The sequence below is a fragment of the Janthinobacterium sp. GW823-FHT01H08 genome (assembly GCF_058797855.1).
Map to the genome: position 1 here is coordinate 1,525,079 of NZ_CM179504.1, position 19,879 is coordinate 1,544,957.

13 protein-coding genes and 1 tRNA gene are annotated in these 19,879 nt (G+C 52.5%); 11 read left to right on the plus strand and 3 right to left on the minus strand.

Going from position 1 to position 19,879, the window contains the following annotated elements; all coding sequences use genetic code 11:
* The first annotated feature begins 164 nt into the window (after positions 1 to 164).
* The 4 genes from acs (at position 165) to AC3RCG_RS06775 (ending at position 4,619) form a co-directional block, all read left to right on the plus strand.
* On the plus strand, positions 165 to 2,171 hold the full coding sequence (gene acs, locus AC3RCG_RS06760) for an acetate--CoA ligase (RefSeq protein WP_121668593.1): 2,007 nt from the start codon (positions 165 to 167) through the stop codon (positions 2,169 to 2,171).
* A gap of 213 nt (positions 2,172 to 2,384) precedes the next feature.
* Positions 2,385 to 2,475 (plus strand) — tRNA-Ser (locus AC3RCG_RS06765).
* Positions 2,476 to 2,695: 220 nt separating this feature from the next.
* Positions 2,696 to 3,985 carry a tyrosine-type recombinase/integrase gene (locus AC3RCG_RS06770; protein ID WP_492405299.1) on the plus strand — a complete coding sequence of 430 codons (1,290 nt, stop codon included), beginning with the start codon at positions 2,696 to 2,698 and terminating at the stop codon, positions 3,983 to 3,985.
* A gap of 10 nt (positions 3,986 to 3,995) precedes the next feature.
* On the plus strand, positions 3,996 to 4,619 hold the full coding sequence (locus AC3RCG_RS06775; RefSeq protein ID WP_492490416.1) for a DUF4102 domain-containing protein: 624 nt from the start codon (positions 3,996 to 3,998) through the stop codon (positions 4,617 to 4,619).
* Between the two features lie 48 nt (positions 4,620 to 4,667).
* On the opposite strand, the gene AC3RCG_RS06780 is transcribed toward AC3RCG_RS06775, so the two are convergent.
* On the minus strand, positions 4,668 to 4,976 hold the full coding sequence (locus AC3RCG_RS06780) for a helix-turn-helix transcriptional regulator (RefSeq protein WP_492405295.1): 309 nt from the start codon (positions 4,974 to 4,976) through the stop codon (positions 4,668 to 4,670).
* A gap of 2,324 nt (positions 4,977 to 7,300) precedes the next feature.
* Between AC3RCG_RS06780 and AC3RCG_RS06785 the strand changes: the two genes are divergently transcribed.
* The 7 genes from AC3RCG_RS06785 to AC3RCG_RS06815 all read left to right on the plus strand — a co-directional run bounded on the left by AC3RCG_RS06785 (position 7,301) and on the right by AC3RCG_RS06815 (position 16,442).
* Complete coding sequence (locus tag AC3RCG_RS06785) at positions 7,301 to 8,257, plus strand: hypothetical protein (protein WP_492405293.1); 957 nt, start codon at positions 7,301 to 7,303, stop codon at positions 8,255 to 8,257.
* Positions 8,258 to 11,560 carry a DEAD/DEAH box helicase gene (locus tag AC3RCG_RS06790; RefSeq protein WP_492405291.1) on the plus strand — a complete coding sequence of 1,101 codons (3,303 nt, stop codon included), beginning with the start codon at positions 8,258 to 8,260 and terminating at the stop codon, positions 11,558 to 11,560. It begins immediately after the preceding gene.
* Positions 11,561 to 12,623: 1,063 nt separating this feature from the next.
* Positions 12,624 to 13,007 carry a phage integrase N-terminal domain-containing protein gene (locus tag AC3RCG_RS06795; protein WP_492405289.1) on the plus strand — a complete coding sequence of 128 codons (384 nt, stop codon included), beginning with the start codon at positions 12,624 to 12,626 and terminating at the stop codon, positions 13,005 to 13,007.
* Positions 13,008 to 13,147: 140 nt separating this feature from the next.
* Positions 13,148 to 13,786, plus strand: coding sequence for a hypothetical protein (locus AC3RCG_RS06800; RefSeq protein WP_230503548.1), 639 nt, complete (start codon positions 13,148 to 13,150; stop codon positions 13,784 to 13,786).
* Between the two features lie 3 nt (positions 13,787 to 13,789).
* Positions 13,790 to 14,905, plus strand: coding sequence for a helix-turn-helix domain-containing protein (locus tag AC3RCG_RS06805; protein WP_230503550.1), 1,116 nt, complete (start codon positions 13,790 to 13,792; stop codon positions 14,903 to 14,905).
* Positions 14,906 to 15,081: 176 nt separating this feature from the next.
* Positions 15,082 to 15,720: a DarT ssDNA thymidine ADP-ribosyltransferase family protein gene (locus AC3RCG_RS06810; protein ID WP_492405286.1), complete on the plus strand. Its 639-nt coding sequence runs from the start codon at positions 15,082 to 15,084 to the stop codon at positions 15,718 to 15,720.
* A gap of 8 nt (positions 15,721 to 15,728) precedes the next feature.
* The gene (locus AC3RCG_RS06815; protein WP_230503554.1) at positions 15,729 to 16,442 is read left to right on the plus strand and encodes a DarT1-associated NADAR antitoxin family protein; all 714 of its coding nucleotides are present in this window, start codon (positions 15,729 to 15,731) and stop codon (positions 16,440 to 16,442) included.
* A 255-nt stretch (positions 16,443 to 16,697) separates the two neighbouring features.
* Here the strand turns inward: AC3RCG_RS06815 and AC3RCG_RS06820 are convergent, their stop codons facing one another.
* Both AC3RCG_RS06820 and AC3RCG_RS06825 read right to left on the minus strand, forming a co-directional pair.
* Entirely contained in the window at positions 16,698 to 17,414 is a 717-nt protein-coding gene (locus tag AC3RCG_RS06820; protein ID WP_230503556.1) for a P-loop NTPase family protein, read from the minus strand.
* Positions 17,415 to 18,369: 955 nt separating this feature from the next.
* Complete coding sequence (locus AC3RCG_RS06825; RefSeq protein ID WP_492405283.1) at positions 18,370 to 19,824, minus strand: MFS transporter; 1,455 nt, start codon at positions 19,822 to 19,824, stop codon at positions 18,370 to 18,372.
* Between the last annotated feature and the right edge of the window lie 55 nt (positions 19,825 to 19,879).

The following is a 19,879-nucleotide window of genomic DNA, read 5'->3' on the forward strand; positions in this document are numbered from 1 at the left end:
CTTGTTATCAGTTTTTCCATCCAGAATGCTGGGCGGCGCGCGCTTGACGCCCGTCGCCGGTGGCGATTATGGTTAGAATGGATCGGGGAAAACGCCGACTGTAAGGCGTCCGTAAGACAGCAGGAATATTGTGTTAATAAACAATTACTACACTGGAGACTAGCATGGCCGCTATAGAGAACCAAGGGCAGGGCACCGAGCAGCAGGGACCGGAAGAGTCGCGCGTATTTGAACCGTCGGCAGCGTTTGCCGCACAGGCAACGATTTCCGGCATGGACGCCTACCGCGCCATGGTGGCCGATGCCGAACGCGATTACGAAGGCTTCTGGGCCAAGCTGGCGCGCGAGAACCTGAGCTGGAAAAAGCCGTTCACCCGCACCCTGAACGAAGACAACGCCCCGTTCTACAAATGGTTCGAAGACGGCCAGCTGAACGTGTCGTACAACTGTCTGGACCGCAACATCGAAAATGGCCTGGGCGACAAGACGGCCATCATCTTTGAAGCGGACGACGGCACCGTTACCAAGGCAACCTATAAAGAACTGCACGAAAAAGTCTGCAAGTTCGCCAACGGCCTGAAATCCAAAGGCATCGCCAAGGGCGACCGCGTCATCATCTATATGTCGATGTCCGTCGAAGGCGTGGCCGCCATGCAAGCCTGCGCGCGCATCGGCGCCACCCATTCCGTCGTGTTCGGCGGCTTCTCGGCCAAGTCCTTGCAGGAACGCATCATCGACGCGGGCGCAGTGGCCGTCATCACGGGCGACGAGCAATTGCGCGGCGGCAAAAAGCTGCCATTGAAATCCATCGTCGACGAAGCGCTGGCGCTGGGCGGCTGCGACTCCGTGAAAAACGTCATCGTGTATCAACGCACGGGCAGCGACTTGCCGATGGTGGCTGGCCGCGACACGTGGCTGCACGACCTGGTCGAAGGCCAGTCGGCACAATGCGAACCGGAATGGGTCGATGCCGAGCATCCATTGTTTATCTTGTACACCTCCGGCTCGACGGGCACGCCGAAGGGCGTGCAGCACTCGAGCGGCGGCTACCTGCTGTGGGCCGCGCTGACGATGAAATGGAGTTTCGACATCAAGCCCAACGACGTGTTCTGGTGCACGGCCGACATCGGCTGGGTGACGGGCCACAGCTACATCGCGTACGGGCCGATGGCCGTGGGCGCCACGCAAGTGGTGTTCGAAGGCATCCCGACCTACCCGAACGCGGGCCGTTTCTGGGAAACCATCAAGAAGCACAACGTCAGCATCTTCTACACGGCGCCAACGGCCATCCGTTCGCTGATCAAGGCGGCCGACGTGGACCCGAAAGTCCATCCAAGCAACTACGACCTGACCAGCCTGCGCCTGCTGGGCACGGTCGGCGAGCCGATCAATCCGGAAGCGTGGATGTGGTACTACAAGCATATCGGCGGCGAGAAATGCCCGATCGTCGATACCTTCTGGCAAACGGAAACGGGTGGCCACATGATCACCCCGCTGCCGGGCGCCACGCCGATGGTGCCCGGTTCCTGCACCCTGCCATTGCCAGGCATCATGGCCGCCATCGTCGACGAAGCAGGCCAGGACGTGCCGAACGGCCAGGGCGGTATCCTGGTCGTAAAACGCCCATGGCCATCGATGATCCGCACGATCTGGAACAACCCCGAGCGTTTCAAGTCCAGCTATTTCCCGGAAGAGCTGGGCGGCAAGATGTACCTGGCAGGCGACGGCGCCATCCGCAACAAGGACACCGGCTACTTCACCATCACCGGCCGCATCGATGACGTCTTGAACGTGTCGGGCCACCGCATGGGCACGATGGAAATCGAATCGGCCCTGGTGGCCAACCCGCTGGTGGCCGAGGCTGCCGTGGTGGGCCGTCCGGACGACACGACAGGCGAATCGATCTGCGCCTTCGTGGTGCTCAAGCAGGCGCGTCCGACAGGCGAGGAAGCCAAGAAGCTGGCCCTGGAGCTGCGCAACTGGGTCGGCAAGGAAATCGGCCCGATTGCGAAACCGAAGGAAATCCGTTTCGGCGACAACCTGCCAAAAACCCGCTCCGGCAAAATCATGCGCCGCCTGCTGCGCGTGCTGGCCAAGGGCGAGACGATCACGCAAGACGTGTCGACGCTGGAAAACCCGGCGATTCTGGAGCAGTTGAAGGAAGCGTCTTAAGAAGGTCAGTCCCTTCTGGATCGGCCTGCGCCCCACTGGGACGCAGGCCCCCTCAGGGGCCGACCCTAGTCCTTCCGGGTTTACTTTCGATGCCTGAATGTTTTACCCCACGGTAAATAACTTTGGCAGTCCGTAGAATCTTTGCTATAATCTGCGGCTTCGCGACAAGCGAGAAATAGTACGCAATGCGAGCAAGTAGACGCATTGCCTGCAGGAGAGGTGGATGAGTGGTTGAAGTCGCACGCCTGGAAAGCGTGTATAGGTTCATAGCCTATCGGGGGTTCGAATCCCCCTCTCTCCGCCAAGGATACAAATTGGCCAGTTCAAGGAAGTCCAAGAACGTCCACAAAAAACCGTTTTAGCCCGTGCTAAAGCGGTTTTTTTGTATTCTGGCGTCCAGTACTGTCCAGCTGCAGCCAGTAAAAATCGGAGCTAGATACAGATCAGCTTACCCCAAGTCTGGCAACCAAGCCCTCATTCGTCGGTCTAAAGTGATTTCTGACGCATATGCTGAGGAGACAGCCATGGCCAAGATCATTCCTCCCCTGACCGAGTTCCAGGTCAAAAATGCCAAGCCCAGGCAAAAGTCATACAAGCTGTTCGATGGCGGCGGCCTGTACGTTGAAGTGATGCCCAGCGGTTCGCGGATCTGGCGGATGAAATTCCGTCAATCGAACGGCAAGGAAAATACGCTGACCTTCGGACCTTATCCGGAAATTTCGATCATGGTGGCGCGTGAAAAGCGCACGGAGGCGCGCCGCTTACAGCTGCAGGGAATCGACCCTGGCAAGCATCGCGACGACGCCAGGCGGCTCGCCGCCGAAAAAGCATCCAATACCTTCGAGAAAATCGCCCGCGAGTGGTACGCGAACAAGGTGCCGACATGGAGCGAGCGTACTGCCAAGAACATGCTGCAGCGCCTGGAAGCCGATATTTTCCCAAGCATCGGCGACCGGCCGATCACGGAAATCCGGCACCGCGAACTGATTGCCACGCTGCGCAAGATCGAGGCGCGCGGCGCGACCGAGATTGCGCATCGCCTGAAAGCCGTCTGCTCGCAGATATTCAGCTACGCCATCCAGTGCGGCCTGGCCGACCGCAACCTGGTGGTGGACATGAAGGACGTTCTGAAGACCAAGCGCGTTTCGCACTTCGCCGCCATCAATGCCGATGAATTGCCCGTTTTCCTGGACACGCTGGCGCGCAACGAGGCGCGCATGTTCGAGCCGACGCGGATCGCGCTGCGCCTGATGCTGCTGATCTTCGTGCGCACCAGCGAACTGATAGAGACGCCATGGAGCGAAGTCGATCTGGAGAAGGGCGAGTGGGTCATTCCCTGGCAGCGCATGAAGCGTGGCAAGCTGACCGTCAACCCCGACACGACCAATCACCACGTCTGCCTTTCGCGCCAGGCGCTGGCCTTGCTGCGCCAGCTGCACACCATCACGGGCCGCGGCACGTACCTGTTTCCAAACCAGCGCGACCACGACAAGCCTCTGAGCAACAACACGCTGCTGGTGGCGCTGGCCCGCATGGGCTACAAAGGTCGCATGACCGGCCACGGCTTCCGTGCGCTGGCCATGAGCACCATCAAGGAGCGCATGGGCTACCGCCATGAAGTGGTGGATCGCCAGCTGGCGCACGCACCCAAGGACAAGGTGGCCAGCGCCTACGACCGCGCCCAGTTCCTGGCGGAGCGCCGCAAGATGATGCAGGAGTGGGCCGACTACCTGGAAGCCGTGGAACGCGGTGATACGCCGCCGCCAGGCCATCATGGAGCGCTGGAACTGGTGTGGCCAGCGCCGCATCGTTAAGGAGACAGCCATGCCAAGACGAATTGAACCCCTGACAGAGCAGCAGCTGATACAGGCCGAGCCTGGAGACAAGCCATTCAAGTTATTCGACGGCTACGGCCTGTATGTTGAAGTCATGCCGACTGGAACAAAGGTCTGGCGCATGAAATTTCGCCAGAAGGACGGCAAGGAAAATGCGCTGACATTCGGCCACTACCCGGAAGTCTCGTCGGCGCTTGCTCGATGCCGCCGCGCAGTCGCCCGCCAAATGCTGCACGAGGGGCTGGACCCGCGCACAGAATTCGACGCGGCCCATATGCGTCCACCGAAGCCCGTCAGGCGGCATTGCCTGCTTCCAGTTGCCATGGACGATAGAAAGGTGGAGCGCTGCGTAAGCCAGGTTGGAAGGCAAGCGCTGGAGCGGTTGCACGGCCTTGTATTCCCTGCGCTGAGCCGCGTCGTGACCGACGAAGGCGTGAGAAGCGACATGCAGATCATACTGGAGAAAATCCAGAAGGAGCGCAGTGCCGAAGTGATTGATTTGCTGTACGACTACTGCGCCGACATCATCTTTGGCTGCCTTGGATTGGGCATTGATGAAGATGATTTGATCGATGCCATGAGGGATGCCAGGGTGGCGCAGCGGCGGAGGTGAGCGTATCTATGCCGCAGGTATCCCGGTACTTTTCCCGCTTCATTTGGCTCAGGCTCCTTTGTTACCGATTGGCCTGGTGCTTGATGAATTGTCGATTATTGAGCATACCGTGTCTGCAGGTCTGCTGGCCTCGATACACGCTTGCATCCAGCGTAGCACCTCGCTCCTGAGCCAGGCGGAGGAACGTCCCTGCAGTTTTACGGGGGCAGGGAAGGTGCCTTCCTTGATGCCTGCATAAACGCTGCTGCGCGACTTGCCGCAGGTTGCCAGCACTTCGCCCAGGCGGATGAAGCGCTCTTCGCCCATGCGAGGTTCCACGCGGCGCTCTTTCAGGAATTCGGCTGTCGCTGCTTTCATGGCGTCCCCCTTCGTGAATCAAAAATGCCAGCGGCAGCACCGGGGCGAATGGCATATGCCGCAGGCCTTGCCCTGCGACCGATTCGTCCTTCATCGAGACCCGCTCGCAATCATTATTCCGAAAACATGGGTCCAGTATCGAATGCCGTAATCGCTGGTGCAACAAGAATCGGCCTGCCATGCCACTTGGATCAAGCCTGCCGCGCACTTTGTGTGAGATCAAGGCTGGACACAGGAGCGGGTTCGTGGAAGCTTTAGCAGCTAAAAAATCGGCAATCGACAGCGCATTCTTCATGCGATAGATGCATTGGCGCGGCCCCGATTTTATTGGTCCTGTTGCTGTATCGCCGCCACATGTGCATGCGACTGCTGGCATCTCACGCCATCAATACCTGTCAGCAATCGTTTTGACCGCCTCCAGGGGGAGCACTTTCTGTCCACGCGGAAAGGCGCAGCCATCGGAGGAGAAGCGCGCTATTGCCGTGTAGAACTCGTAAAGCAGACTATGAAAATTTGTTGCTGACATTGATCAAGGTCGGCCCAGATGCATGTCAAATGTTCCCACTTGGACGCTGCCTATTGCCGCTGATCAACCGTGCTACTTTCGGCATACATTCCTGCTAAATCTGCTCTCGTACCTGCAAAAAAATGGCTCGACCGAGGTATTACCCGGTGATTTAAGGGTTCAGTCGCTGCACGGGGCGGAACTACCGTGCTAGTTTCGGCATACATTCCTGCTAAATTTGCTCTCGTACCTGCAAAAAAATGGTTCGGTCGAAGTTGCGTCCGATGATTTTTGTGGTTTAGTCGCTGCGCGAAGCGGGGCAGGATAGGTGAAGTTAGCTAACCTTCGGTTAGCTAACTTCACTTCCCTTATTCGCACCTGCGGCGCTCAACGGGAACCTGCCCTGCGGGGTCGGGCGGTCCGCGCCGAAGCCGGAACCTGAAACTGCGTAAGGAAATTACGCGCCAGTTGCCGGGTTAGCCGTGAGATTTGGTGCATTTTCCTTCTGAGCAAGATGATATGCTTACCAGACAGGATTCGGACGAAAGCTGACTGCCATGATTTGAAGCTGCCTCGTCCCTCTTTGGTCTTTCATCCAAGCCAGTGATAAAGAATGATATTTTTTAAATTGCAACATGCTATGTTTATGGGAAAAAACTTATTCTTACAAATTCATCTCTGAGTGCAATTTATGCGCGTGGGCAGTTATCTACTGTGTGCCGTTTTTCCACTATTAACCGGGCTTCCAGCCTTCGGCGAAGAAGTTTACTCAATAGTAAAGGATGCGATTCTGATCGAACAGGATAACCAAAACACTCATTTGGGGAAAATATCTAACCCACATGACATCAAATACATATTTAATGAATATGGTGAGTACGGCAGCGAATACAGCACCAAGTTAATTTGGAATCAATATGGAAATTTTGGCGGTAAATGCAGTCCGTATTCGGCAGTCAACAAGTACACGAAAACTCCTCCAATGTTGATTAAAAATGCGAAATAATTGGCTGCCTTACGGTAAATAAATTTTTTAAACCATCGATTTCCCCAAATATTTTGAAAGAATTATATAAGGACGAGTTGTAATATCGGAGTGGTCACGTTTCGGTCAGTTGCAGAGGGGAAGTGAATTGAAACATATGCTGAAACCCGGTCATCTTTCCTCAATAGTGCGCAGCACTTATTTCGGCAGAGGGGGGCAAAACGTCTCAAACATTTGGTATCGCAAGCCGCTGATAGAGAAGTGCTTGGGGGCTGTGTGAAGAATCTGAAGGGTTAGGCCCTTAACAAACCGTAGCGAGCCGGTGAGCGTCGCAGGCCGCGAATACCGACGCGCAGTAGGTTTTGATAGGCGGTCTAGTCTCGCCGACGATTCTGGTGCTCCTGGGTTTCCTACATGGCCGCATCCTGATTATGCGCGGGATTGTGCATTTGGCCCTTGGGTAGGATGTTTGCCAGCGGGGGATTGAGGTCCACGAATTTGTTGGCGCGATTGGTTGCCGGATATGTCGGCACAGGGTGTTTCGATTGCAGCCTTTTCAAAATCCTTGATGCGTGGCGTTTGGATTTCCCCTAGCGAGCTAAAGCTACGCCTGCAGGAAGAACTAGCGAATACGATAGGCTGCTTAGTTGCATGGCCGTCTGCGGCCAATAAGGGACATTGTCGCACGTTCTAAAGCAGGCACCGACCGAAGCGGCAGTTCTCATACTACATGGTAACTGCTGCCACTGACCCTCAGTGTGTGCGGAGTATCCTATTGAACCACCCCGCACATCTCACCAAGGGATGTTTTATCTTTTGCTTAAGTAAGTAAAAATGGTAAAAACATGCGTTGAGGAATTGTTGCTGTATGCTAGTGTAAATTTAATAATTATTTTCCCTATGCCCCTAACGATCCATCAGTCCCAACTTCCTGCACTCTGTCTTCTCTCCAATTGGGTGGTGCGCGACGAGAGTAAGTTTATCCAAGCGATAGCTTGGCTATACCTTCAGAAAGATACCCACGCGGATCGTATCGCGAGAGCTTTACTTCCTCTTAGCTCAACTGGTCTACCTGGCAATCCATTTTTTGGTGCCCTTAAGAAGCTGAAATATAAACATGATGATCTAAAGGCAGACCTTTTAAGTTCGGATGTAAAAGTGAAAAAGAAGGCTCAGAAAGTGCTGGATACTCGGATTTCTCACCGTGACGGGCTTCTTTTTCAACATATTTCATGGCTTGCCGCTGCGATGGAATATCCTGGCTCGCTTAAAGCCGCACCTCATCCTCGCCAAGCCGATAAAGGCTTCGATGGTATCGTTTTGGAAATCGATAGAACGGCATTTGAAATTTCCAGACTGATCGTGTGCGAAGACAAGGCTTCTTCTGATCCGCGAAAGTTAATTACGACTGGTGTTTGGGGTGACTTCAAGCTTATTCTCAGCGGAGAGAGAGACGATGAGCTTAACCCAGAGGTACAGGGTTTATTGAAGACTTTACAGGGCGTTTCTGAAAACGACTTGGAAAAAATTCTAGAAGCTGTTAGTTGGAAGAAGAGACGCCACTTCCGTGTCGCGGTTGCCGCCGGGAAAAACCGAGAAAAGAGCGGCGCGTATGGACATCTATTTGAAGGATTCGACACGACTGTGCCTGATAGCGCCGAGAACGCTAGATTTGCTGCGGTTATGCCGATGAGCGATGTCAGAAATATTCTCAATGAAATCGCTGATAAGGTGTATTTAAAGGTGCAAGAGATGGAAAAAACATACGCTCGACCAGAAGGGGACAGATAGATGTTTGACCCAGTTTCGGAAGCAGTTATTAAGGGTGCGCGGCCCTTGTCTGGGTTAGACCCCAATACTTTATCTAGTGAACTGACAAGAGTCTATATTGAGATAGCTGGTGCTCGGCTGTCATCATCTGCACCGGACGCTATACACAATAGCGACGGGTTGGCTACCTTGGTCGAACGATTATCTAGACTGGCGGCGACCTATGAAGGTCAGATCATTCTCGGCTTGAATAAGAGCTTTACGAGGTCTATGGCTTTTGTTGCCGCTTCTGCTCGACAAGCTATCACACAAGCGGCGTACGCTGCCGGCCAGACTTCGATGCTGATTTTGAACGAACATTCTTTAGGATCTGCTCTCGCATCCTCAATATTGTTTCTAATCGCGGAACGTTCGTCTGACGCCTCAGAAGCTGCGAAGAATGTCGTCTGCGATAGCATCGCGAAACCCTACGCTCGCGCAGTAGCTAAGAGCATCCAGTCATATGCAAGAGGTGAGCTTCAAAGTCTCATCAGCATTGCTAGTTCCTTGGTTGATACGGATCTTCATGAGGTAGATCCAGGTGAATTATTGTTTCGAGAGATATTACAGGGTCTTTTGGTCATGGCCTCAGTCGGGCTCGGTCAAAGTAGCCCATCAGAAATCGAGCATGCTAGGAGGCGGTTTCGTACTGTCGCAGAGTTAGCAGTTCAGACTTCTAGGGTCAATTTGTTTGGCCAGGACGAAATCGCGGCGCACACCATCTTTGGTGCGTCTTATCAAATTGCGTCTCTGTTCCTGATTATCTCCGAAGGATTTTCTGATTCGGCAGTGGTCTTACTGCAACCACCTTTAGGCTCAGATTCCGCACAATGGGAAAGTTGGGTTAGGACTGAAGCGTCCAGAAGTCCATTTTTGTGGGAGACCCATCGCGAAGCGATTGCACTAGGATACTTAGACATTGGTAACTCGTTGGTGATGACGACTCCTACAGGGTCGGGTAAAACTACATTAGCCTGCCTTAAAATTGCGGCTACGCTTACAAGTGGTAAATCGGTGCTTTATCTAGCCCCAACTCATGCTCTAGTTAGTCAGGTTGAGAAGGACTTGACTGAGCGCCTTGGTCAAATTGAGACAGCAAAGAGTATTGAAGATATATCGTTAGATGATGATATCGACGTACTTCCTCCGATTTCGGTAGTGACGCCCGAGAGATGTTTTGCGCTACTGTCATTTGCGCCGGAAATTTTTTCTAATATCGGTTTGCTGGTATTTGATGAGTGCCATTTACTTGGGGCCGGAGCCAAGTCGAACGCCACCTTCAAGGCAGATCGTCGCAGCGTGGACGCTATGCTCTGTTTGTTGACGTTTATTGATGTCAATGGGGGTGCTGACTGCCTGCTACTTTCAGCGATGATTAACAATGGCGAGGAGGTGGCCAGCTGGATACAATCGCTTCTATTGCGACCGGTCTTTTGCTACGCAAGTAAATGGAAGCCAACCCGACAGTTGCGTAGCTGTGTCGTGTATCGATCCGAGGAGCTTCGCGTGCTAGAAAATGGTCTAAGAGCTAAGCCAGTTAGAGGCGAGGCAAAGCCAACTGCTGTCCCGTATGGAATCTTTTCGCTTGAGTCTGGATGGAATCCAGGATCTTTGGAAAAGCTATCCGTCAAACCGCTTACATCCAGAGCAATTCCATTAGGCGTGGGCAAGGGCAAGGTATCAAGATATCTAACCGCAAATCGTAATGACGTTGCAGCTTGTATAGCACTCAGCCTCGCATTACGAGGAATCAAAGTTATCATTTTTTGCGACAGCGTAACGAATTGTGTGAGCATCGCAAACGCCGTTAACAAAGTCATTCCTAAACCTACGCAACGACATAGTCTTGACCGTGATAAGTGGCGCACTAAATCCCTAAGTGAGGTGGGACAGTTGGAAGCGATGTATGACTCGGGATCACTTTGCGCTGCCGTTCATCACGGTGAGCTGTTACCAGAAGAAAGAGCGCTAGTCGAATCGTATTTTAAAGATAGAGAAAGTGGTGTTAATGTTCTTGCAGCTACCTCAACCTTAGCTCAGGGTTTAAATTTACCATGTGAGGTTGTCGTGGTAGCAGGCACGGACCGATTGGATGACTCAGACCCCGAGGAAAAGAAACGGGTTTCGCTAATGCCGCATGAGTTGCTGAATGCTATGGGGCGGGCGGGGCGAGCGGGTCAAGCCGCGCTTGGACTTTCTATCGTTGTTCCTGGTGCGCCGGTAAAGTGTTCTTTTGAAACTATGGATTTTGATAATGAGCGTGATCTTGAAATAATATTTGCACCAGATGATCAGTGCCTACCTTTGAAAGATCCACTGGAAACCTTATTCGATGAGATTGAAGTTTCTAAGCCCGCTACGGTAGAAGCACAGTATTTATTGCGCAGGCTTGCTGTATCACTCAGAGCTGCGGAGGATACTGAGGATAGTTTTGCCTATCTTGCGCGACGTACATTTGGCTTCTACCAAAAGAATAGGAAAAGTTCGGTTGCAGCTGAGGGATGGGTAAAGGATCGCCAGTCGGCGCTTGTTGGAAGACTCAGTTCTATCGAAAGCGTTACTCACGTCGATTGGATTGATCAACTCGCCGCCAAAACTGGAGCTAGCCCTAGCTTTATCAAAGATCTAGCAGAAAATTTTGATAAAGTTCCTATGGCGTCGGTTAGCGCTGAGGTATGGCTGAACTGGTTGCTAGATAGGCTTGACGATGATGGGGATGATTTCGATGTATTCCTGCGGCCAGAAACAATGGTTCGAGTTTTCGGTCGAGCTATAACTTCTACAAACGATGTGAAAATACAGCGGGTTCTAGCGCGAGAGTCGATACGCAATGTTGCTCAGCATTGGTTTAGAGGCAGGACGCTCATTGAAATTGAGAAGATAATCACGGAGTGGATTGCCGCCCTAGAGGTTGACGTGAAGCGCCCCACGACGGTGCATGCCAAAATAAAACGTGCGCGAAGATTCGTATTGAGAGTCGCGCCGGATCTCGCTTTTCTTGCAGGGATTTTGGTACAAGTCGGAAGGAAAATTTGCGAAGAGCGGGCAGTGCATTTTCCGAGGATTCTTCAGCTCCTGCCTCAACTTATCCGTAAGGGTTTAGCCACCCCGTATCATTATGCTATTGCCGAGGGCGGAACCGTAAATCGTGTTCAAGCTTTTCTGGATTATTCATTGATTAGCCAGCACGTAAGTCCTAATGCAGCTGACGACTGGCCGATGATTGCTGAAAAAATTCGCGTCGCGAAAGCTATGGCCGCGTTCGGTGCCGGGCGCGTTATTTAGTGGCAAGTTAGTAAGATTATCGAGAAAGAATCAGGTGCTATCGAATTGAGGCTCGGTAGCATCTTAGTCGCCACGAGTGTGTTAGAAACCCACGAGAAGTTCAAAATGCCAAATCTAGGCGGCTGCCGATTGAGATGATACCCAACCACTACTTTTTTTGGCGCGAGGAAGGTCCGCAACGAGGCGGAGCTGCCTGATCTACTGAATCTCTAATTCGCTCTCTCATTGGACTTTTGAAAACAGCTGATGAGCTGGAGATTGCTCTGGAATTGACGAGGAATTTTGTTTGCGTAGGTTTGGGGTATCGCTTAGGGTACACAATCAGCAGGCATAGGTCATCTCCGCTGAGCCTAAATTTTCCTCGTGAAAATTTGGAAGTGGAAAAGTAGGAACTAAAAATACGGCAATAAGTATAAATAATTGGAAATATCTAATCTGAAGCTAATTTTTGGTTGAGCTCCATTGGTAAAATAAAATTCAGAAATTATTGTGAGCATCTAAACTTTATTTAAATGGAAAGTTTTCGGGGTATAGATTGGGGTATTAAAAAATGATCGTACTGCAGGAAGCTATATTTGGCGGGCTTTCACGAACAATTGGAATCCCCCTCTCGCCACAGATGAAAAAGAAAAAGCTACCCTCGGGTAGCTTTTTTTTCGTCTGTACGCGGAGAGAAGCACGCCCCCTGCGGGGCGTGCGCGGGGGATTCGAAGGGGCGGGCCTACCGGCCCGGCCCTCTCCGAATCTACTGGCTGCTGCCGCTGCGCGGCAGCCCCGCGCGCCTGCGGCGCGCGTTCGTGGTTCTAATTAGGTTGCGACTGAGCCGGCTTCTACGGCGCTCAGCGCATCAGTCCGTGTGCGAATGGCGGACCTGGCCCTGGTACGTGACCATGGTACGGTATGACCCTGCTACGGTACATGCGGCGCGGGCAAGCAGTAAACACACCGCATACACGGGAGTGGTGTCCCGGGGCCTTTACAAACCGTCCTTGCTGCGGCAAGCACGGTGGCCAGAAACACTTACTTGACTCGATCACACCAAGTTTGAATGTAGGAGCATGCGATGCGCGACTTGAACTATCAACTCAAGCAGCTGTGCGACCGCAATCGCGATGGCAGCTATGCCACGCAGTCCGGCCGCGCGCGGATACTCTCGCACCTGGTCAACCAGCTGCATGATCTCGGATATCGCCGTATGAATGCTGACAGTCTGCGTCCCAAGCATGTGGACGCGCTGGTGCAGCAGTGGAAGGCCGATGGCGTCAGCGCCGGCACGATGAAGAACCGTATGAGCGCCATGCGATGGTGGGCGCAGAAGATCGCCAAGGACAACATCATCGCGCGCGACAAAGGCAGCTACGATATCGACAAGCGCACCTTTGTCACCAATATCTCCAAGGCCAAGGTGCTTGATGATGCGCGCTTGGCAAAGATCACGAATGCGTAGCTAGCTAAGAATCGGCACTGCGCGAGGGAAGACTATGTTGGCTGCAGGCAGGTGATTGGCAGGCGGACTTAGGTTGACAAACTTGGAAAAGTGCAGGATGATTCGGTTTACAAAATTCACTTTTTGCAAGGAGCCGCTCTGTGGACTACCCTCATCCGAGTACGTTTCAACCTGATCTTACCGACGAGCGGCTTAGCACTATCGCTGCAAAGATGTTGGATGTTCGCTACTTGACCATCCGGCAGATGGATACAGAATACGACGACAATTACACTCGCGAGTGCCCGGTTTACGGACGCACTAGGAAGATGTTAATCCTTTTGGCCCGCGGCAAAACGTTGCATTGGTTCAACGTCAAATGCATGGGAATGGGTGTTGACATTTTCATTGGAAACGTGACGTGCAAGTTCTTCAGGGATGACTTGGAAAACCCTGAGAAAGCAGGTTTTTTTAAACGTGATGGTTTCCTTTGCTTATTCGAGGAAGACGATAACGTTCCAGTGTTGTGGCGATTTGTAATTGAGCGTGCACTTACTGAGGAAGATGAAGATCAAATTTATTTTGTTGGTTATAATAAATTCAATGAAATGATTTCTAAGTGGCATTATGAAGCAGGGGCGGCTCCGCTGTATGCTGTGGATCAAGTAATTCCGCCAGCAGCAAACATGGGGCCTGCTGAAATTGAAATTCGCGAGGACGGAGATGATGAGGTTTCAAAGCCCGGCGAATCTGATTCCCCTCCAGAAGTTCGCGGAACTGGTACGAATAATTCAAATTAAGTGATGCAAAACCAATTCAATGGGAGCGAGCTTCGGCTCGCTCGAATATTTCATGGCTTCACACTTGATGAAGTCGCTGAGCGAGTGGATAAGACTCGCCAGTATTTACATAAGCTGGAGACCGGGCAAGCAACTCCAACTCCGGCGTTGCTTGAACAGCTTGCCACTGTGTTGGATGTGGCTCCTGATTTCTTACTGTGTGAACACACCCGAATGTTGGAGGAGGACAGCTTTCATTTCCGTAAGCTGTTTACGACTCGGGCAATGATGAAAAATGTAGTAATGGCACGAGGCGAACTTACAGGGAGACTAGTACGTTACTTAGACAAAGAGCTGCGGCTGCCCAAAATCCGTATCCCTGAAGTTGCTGACGTCCAGTCTGTAGAAGACATAGAGCGTGCGGCGGAGCAATGTCGAAGAGAGTGGGAGTTAGGACTTGGGCCAATAGCTAACATGCATATGCTAGCGGAAAATGTTGGGGCAGTAATTACAAGCTTCCAATCGCTCTCTAAGGAAATTGACGCATTGTCAGTTGCTGTCCCTCGCCCTACTATCGTCCGTAACGAAGCTAAAGAAAGTATATGTCGCCAACGCTGGGACGTTGGACATGAGCTCGGTCACTTTGTGCTTCATACGGGAGTTGTCACTGGCGATAGATTGACAGAGGGACAGGCTAATCGATTCTCCGGAGCGTTGTTGATACCTCGCACAATGATGGCAAAGCATTTCCCTCGTCCACGCGGGGCACGCTTGGATTGGCAGGGGCTTTCTGAATTTAAGCTCTCTTGGAAAGTCAGCAAGGCAGCTATTCTCTATAGGGCACGGCAGCTTGAGCTAATTAGTGAGGATCAGTACAAGACAGGTGCTATCACCTTACGCCGAACCGGTGAAGCAACCGGGGAGCGTGAGGACCATTTGGTTCCTTCAGAGGGGCCAGAGCTCGTTGCACGAGCTTTTAGATTGTTGGCTGAGAAAAAATCGATTTACGCGGAAGATATAGCGGCCGCAATGCGAGTTTCTCCTGCACTTCTGAGGAACTTGGTTGGGTTTGATCTGCCTGCTAAGCCACCTGGAAGCAATAAACTAGTGCATCGCCCTGTATTGCAGTTGGTTGGTTAACTGATTAATTAACAGTCTGATTCAATTTGAAAAATTCGCAACTTCCAGTCTTCAGAACTCGCTAGATGCTGGTGCAATGGTAGCCTCGGCTGCTACCCGAGGGGGCTTTTCCCCTCCGGGAAATTTCCTGTATGATTTACCAACATGGTGTCATGTGCGCAAATACAGGACGGGTTATGAATCAAGCCATCAAAGACAGTGTTGATGCATTAAAAATACCATTCTTGGTTCACTTCACTCGGGCGGTCAATATTCCTTCGATCTTGGTGGACGGAATCATTCCCAGGGATCAACTTCACCGTATCAATGTAGAGGCGCAGGTGAATGATGAGAATCGCTACGACAACCGAAGAAATGGAACGTGTCTTTCGATAGCGCACCCCAATGCCTTAATGTTCTACAAATACCGCCAGGAAAATCCAGGAGTGGCTTGGACGGTTCTTGTCCTTTCAAAGTCGCTTCTTTGGGAAAAGCCGTGCGCGTTCTTTAAACACAACGCAGCTACTGCTGAAATGAGGGATACTCCGCTGGCTGCCTTGAGTAATGCAAATGCTCTCAGCGGCATGTATGATGATGCTGAAGGAGACGGCTCGCGCGAGGAACAAGAGCATCTGAAATCCTTCGATCCAACAGATAAACAGGCTGAAGTGATGGTGTTTGGCGTGATAGAGCCGCGGTACATCCTTGGTGCTGCTTTCCAGACACAGGCTCTCTTGGATCAATATCGAGATGCTTTTGCCGAGCGTAAACTTTACCATCATCGCGGCGATACAGGACTGTTTGCATCGAGAAGCTACCGCCGCAAGTACCAGTGAGATGTCTGATGGCTGAACGTCCAATTTTTATTCCCGTTCTCGACGGCGATACGCTCGTCCGTACTACCTATGTCTCCTTTCAATGGAGTCCGGGTATGTCTGCAAGTCAACGTCAGAAGTCGTCAGATTCGCTTCAGGAAGCGGCACTATGTTTGCCAGGAATTTCTAGAGTGTTGGAAGTGTCGAGTAAGTCACGCGTGGAGTTAGGTGTTGCACTTAGCGCGTTTAACTTAACGTTTCGGACAGTGAAGAGAAATCAGGTTTTCTGCGTGGAGTGTGCTTATCAGGGAAGTAAGGTATTTGAGTTTGGTGGGCCGTATCGCGATCTATTTTTCATGACGGCAAGGGAAGCCAAGCGTGATTCACGGTTGACTACTTCAGGACGCCTCACCGGCTTTCAGTTTTTTGGAGCGGACTGGAAGCTTGAGCCAAGGACGGCTTTCTACGATTGGTTGTACCTCAATGCTTTGGCAAAACATCCTGAACTAAACGAGAGTCTCACAAGCTATACGGCTTTCACTGACATTGAGTTCAATCCGGAACGATCTGTAAATTGCCAAGCATACTCTGTAGCACTTTATGTCTCCTTGCGGCAGCGAGGGCTGCTTGACGAAGCGCTAGCATCACAGGATGCTTTTCTGACTCATGTGCAGCACCGGTCTGTTAGTAATGCGCGTAGCGAGTTGGTGGCACATCAGGGCCAGCTTTTAGAGAATTCGTAGACATGGGGTTGTACTGATTGTTAAGGTACGCACTGATGTGAATTGTTTGGAGAAGTGCTTTACCTAAAAGCAAGCCAGAACAGCGCCAGTAAGAATCGGTGGCAGGGCTGAAGCAGGAACTTGTGACTGGTCCGCTGAGTCAACGGAAGCAACTAAATGCTCTGACTGCACTAAGGACTTGGTGCTCCAACGCACACGTACTTCAGATTCAGGCTCGACCAGTTGGATGGGCGAGCCTGATGAAGTGCGAAGAACTTAACCCTTAGCTTGCTTGTTTAGAAATTTCTGCAATTTCTTTAGGCGCGAAAGGTATTTCTCTGCGGCGTCTCGAGATAGCCAAGGGGCCGTACCATCGTTATACAAGTACCCGTCGCTCTGAGGGCGATGTGCGATTTCGAGTAACTCGACTTCAGTGAGATGGGTATTGAGATGCTGATACTCTTCGTAATTGACCCACGCGCTGCCACCTTTCCCAACAGGCTTGTAGCGGCGATTCACCAGTATCTGGGTCTCTCCGTTTAGTTCACTGGCCTCATATGGAAGCCAGTGACGCATCTCCCAGTATACGACTGCGGCGGAGTGTACATGGAATCGTGGTACCTGAAGCGCTGAAGTCATGTAGTCGACGGCAAAGTCCACTGCGTTGGATGCCGAGCCGAACTCATCCCATATGTCTATTGCCAGGCGTTCTGCTTCCTCATGGCGGCCGACAAAACGGTCTAGTGGTTCCTTGACCTTTTTAAAGGCGGCACGCATCGCCTCGTTTGTACGGGAGAAGCGGAAGTACTTTGGAGCGGGTGTGGTTTGCTCAGGTAATGCTGCGTGCTTCATTAGCAAGGACCAGTTACTGAATCCGTATGAATGGGCGATGCTATCTAAAGCTTTTGCGCGAACAATGTCGTTGTTTCGGGCAGTGATTTTTGCTTGAAGTTTGAGATGCTCAATCTGAGCAGGGGTAAACGAGGTGGGCATAACGCTCTCCGTAAAAAGTTACAGCTACCAGACTTCAGCGCGCCCACACACCAAAAAAGTAGCAGGGACTTTTTCGGAAAACTCGTACTACACACGTTGCCAGAACTGCGCTTCGCCACGGTGAGCGTGCAAGCCGACGTGTACCGGCTTGGTTTGACTATACGCTATCCGGTTGAGCGATGCAACTTTGGCGGAGCGTGTAGGCATGATGCCGCTGGAAGCGGCGCGTCCGCTTCTTGCAAATGATTAGCATTTTTGAGTGTTGCACGACCGTTGAGCCAGCACTTCGAGTCGCTCCCGGTGGGGACCGTAGTTTCGTTTGTCACCAACAAATTTTCACAGGACGGCTTGGTGCTCTTATAGCAGATGCGTGAGCGAAATATTGTGGAATAATACTGTTTCCATTTTGCATTTCGTCGGTACTTTTTTATGCCAATTTGCAATACGAATTGTACCTAAAGGCCATATGCAAAAGTTCGATTCCGGCAAGCGCCAGTTGGGCTTTGTGCATGCCGACGTTTTTTCTGAAATGTTAGGTCTTATGATGGCTAGGGATTGAACCTCGATGAACGGTAGAGGTCCAACCAGCAGGACAGAGACTATTGGGGCTTCTTAATTGATTTTATGCAAATCGCGAAGACGGACGGATCGATATCGCGGATGAGTTTTGTTATAAAAAATACCATTTTTTAGACCATGCTCCGCTGTATAAATTCGCAGAGAGCCTTTACCTATAAGGGTCTTGCACCGATCCGAATCCCCCTCTCAAAAAAGAAAAAGCTACCTTCGGGTAGCTTTTTCTTTTTTCGTCTATACGCGGGGAGAAGCACTTCGTTCCTCAGGCGCAGGGCAGTGCGCTTCGAATCGACCGACTGCTGTCGCTGCGCTGAAGCCCAGCGCATTAGTGGTTCTAATCAATTTTGTGAATGAGCATGCTTTTACGGCGCCTAGCGTATCAGTTCGTGTCCAAATGGCAGACCTGACCCTGCGTCCTTCGCAGCATGAGCGACGCAACTGCCGAGACAACGCTGACGATGCCTGTCATCAAGAATGCGAACCGGTAACCCGCAAGTTCGGCCGCCTGGGGGAGTTGCCCCGTGGCCAATTGCGTCGCCATTACTGAATGGGCGACGGCACCTAGTACTGCTATGCCCACGGCTCCACCTAGCTGGCGTGCAGTGTTCTTTAGTCCTGCTGCAAGACCCGAGTCTTTCCGTGGAACGCCTGCAAGAACTGCTTGCGTGGCACTCATCATCACCAAGCCGTTGCCAGCGCCGACCAGCAATGTAGGCAGCAGAAATTCGCTGACCTGTAATGGATGAACAGGTAGCCAATTGAGCCAGATCAGCCCTGTTGCCGACACGAGGCTGCCAATGAAGGGCAAATGTTTAAAGCCAGCGTCCCGCAAATAGCGTGATGCGATCGATGCGATAGCCAGCGCCGAAGCCATTGGCAGTAAAGCCAGTCCGGTGTCGAGCGGACTGCGCCCGTCGATCCGCTGCAGCGCCTGCGACAGAAAGAACATCGACACCGTGAGAACCGCGCCGAGGCTCAACACCATAGCCATTCCGATCGTTACGTTTCGCAGGCGAAATATTTCGAAATTGATCAGGGGCTGGGCCGAACGGCGTTCAGCTGCGATGAAGGCGACGAACATGATCAGCGCGGTAGCCAAGGCACTGAGCACGGTACTGGATGTCCAGCCTGCATGTACCGATTCTGATATCGCATAGAGAAACGAGGCCAACGCCAGGGTGACAGTGGACGCTCCCAGAACATCGAGCTTCGCCCGGGCGTCGTCCGTGAGCTGTGGTCGCAGACAGCCGGCAACAACCGCAGCCAGGACGATACCGACAGGTATGTTGACGAACATCACCCAGCGCCAGCTGGCTAGGCTCGTCAGCAAGCCGCCAATGACCACGCCAAAGGCGGAGCCCATCGCGGCGCAGGCCGCCCACAGGCCGATCGCTCGTTCCTGACTCGACCCCTTGGGATGGGCGGCGACGATGACTGCCAGCGGTGAGGTCGCCAGTACCGACGCGCCCAAACCCTGCATTGCGCGCGATGCCAGCAGCATGCTCCCGGAAGTCGCAAAGCCACCTGCCAGGCTGGCTCCAGTGAACAGCGTCAAACCCCACAACAGAAGGCGCCGGCGCCCATAGATGTCGCTGGCGCGTGCAGCGAGCAACATGAAGCCACCCAGCAACAGCAGGTAGATGTCGACTACCCACTGCAATTGGACAGGTGACAGACCCAGGTCATCGCGCATCGCCGGTAGCGCGACGTTCACGATGGCACCGTCCACCACGACCATGAAGGCACACACGCAGGCGACGAAGGTAGCAATCCAGGTCGATACGCCACTGCGCAGCAGCGGTGGCGGCATCGCCGGTACGGAAGATATAGACATTTGTTGACCTTTCAGCACGATGACGGCGGCGACTGCCGCCTAAAAGTTTGGTAGG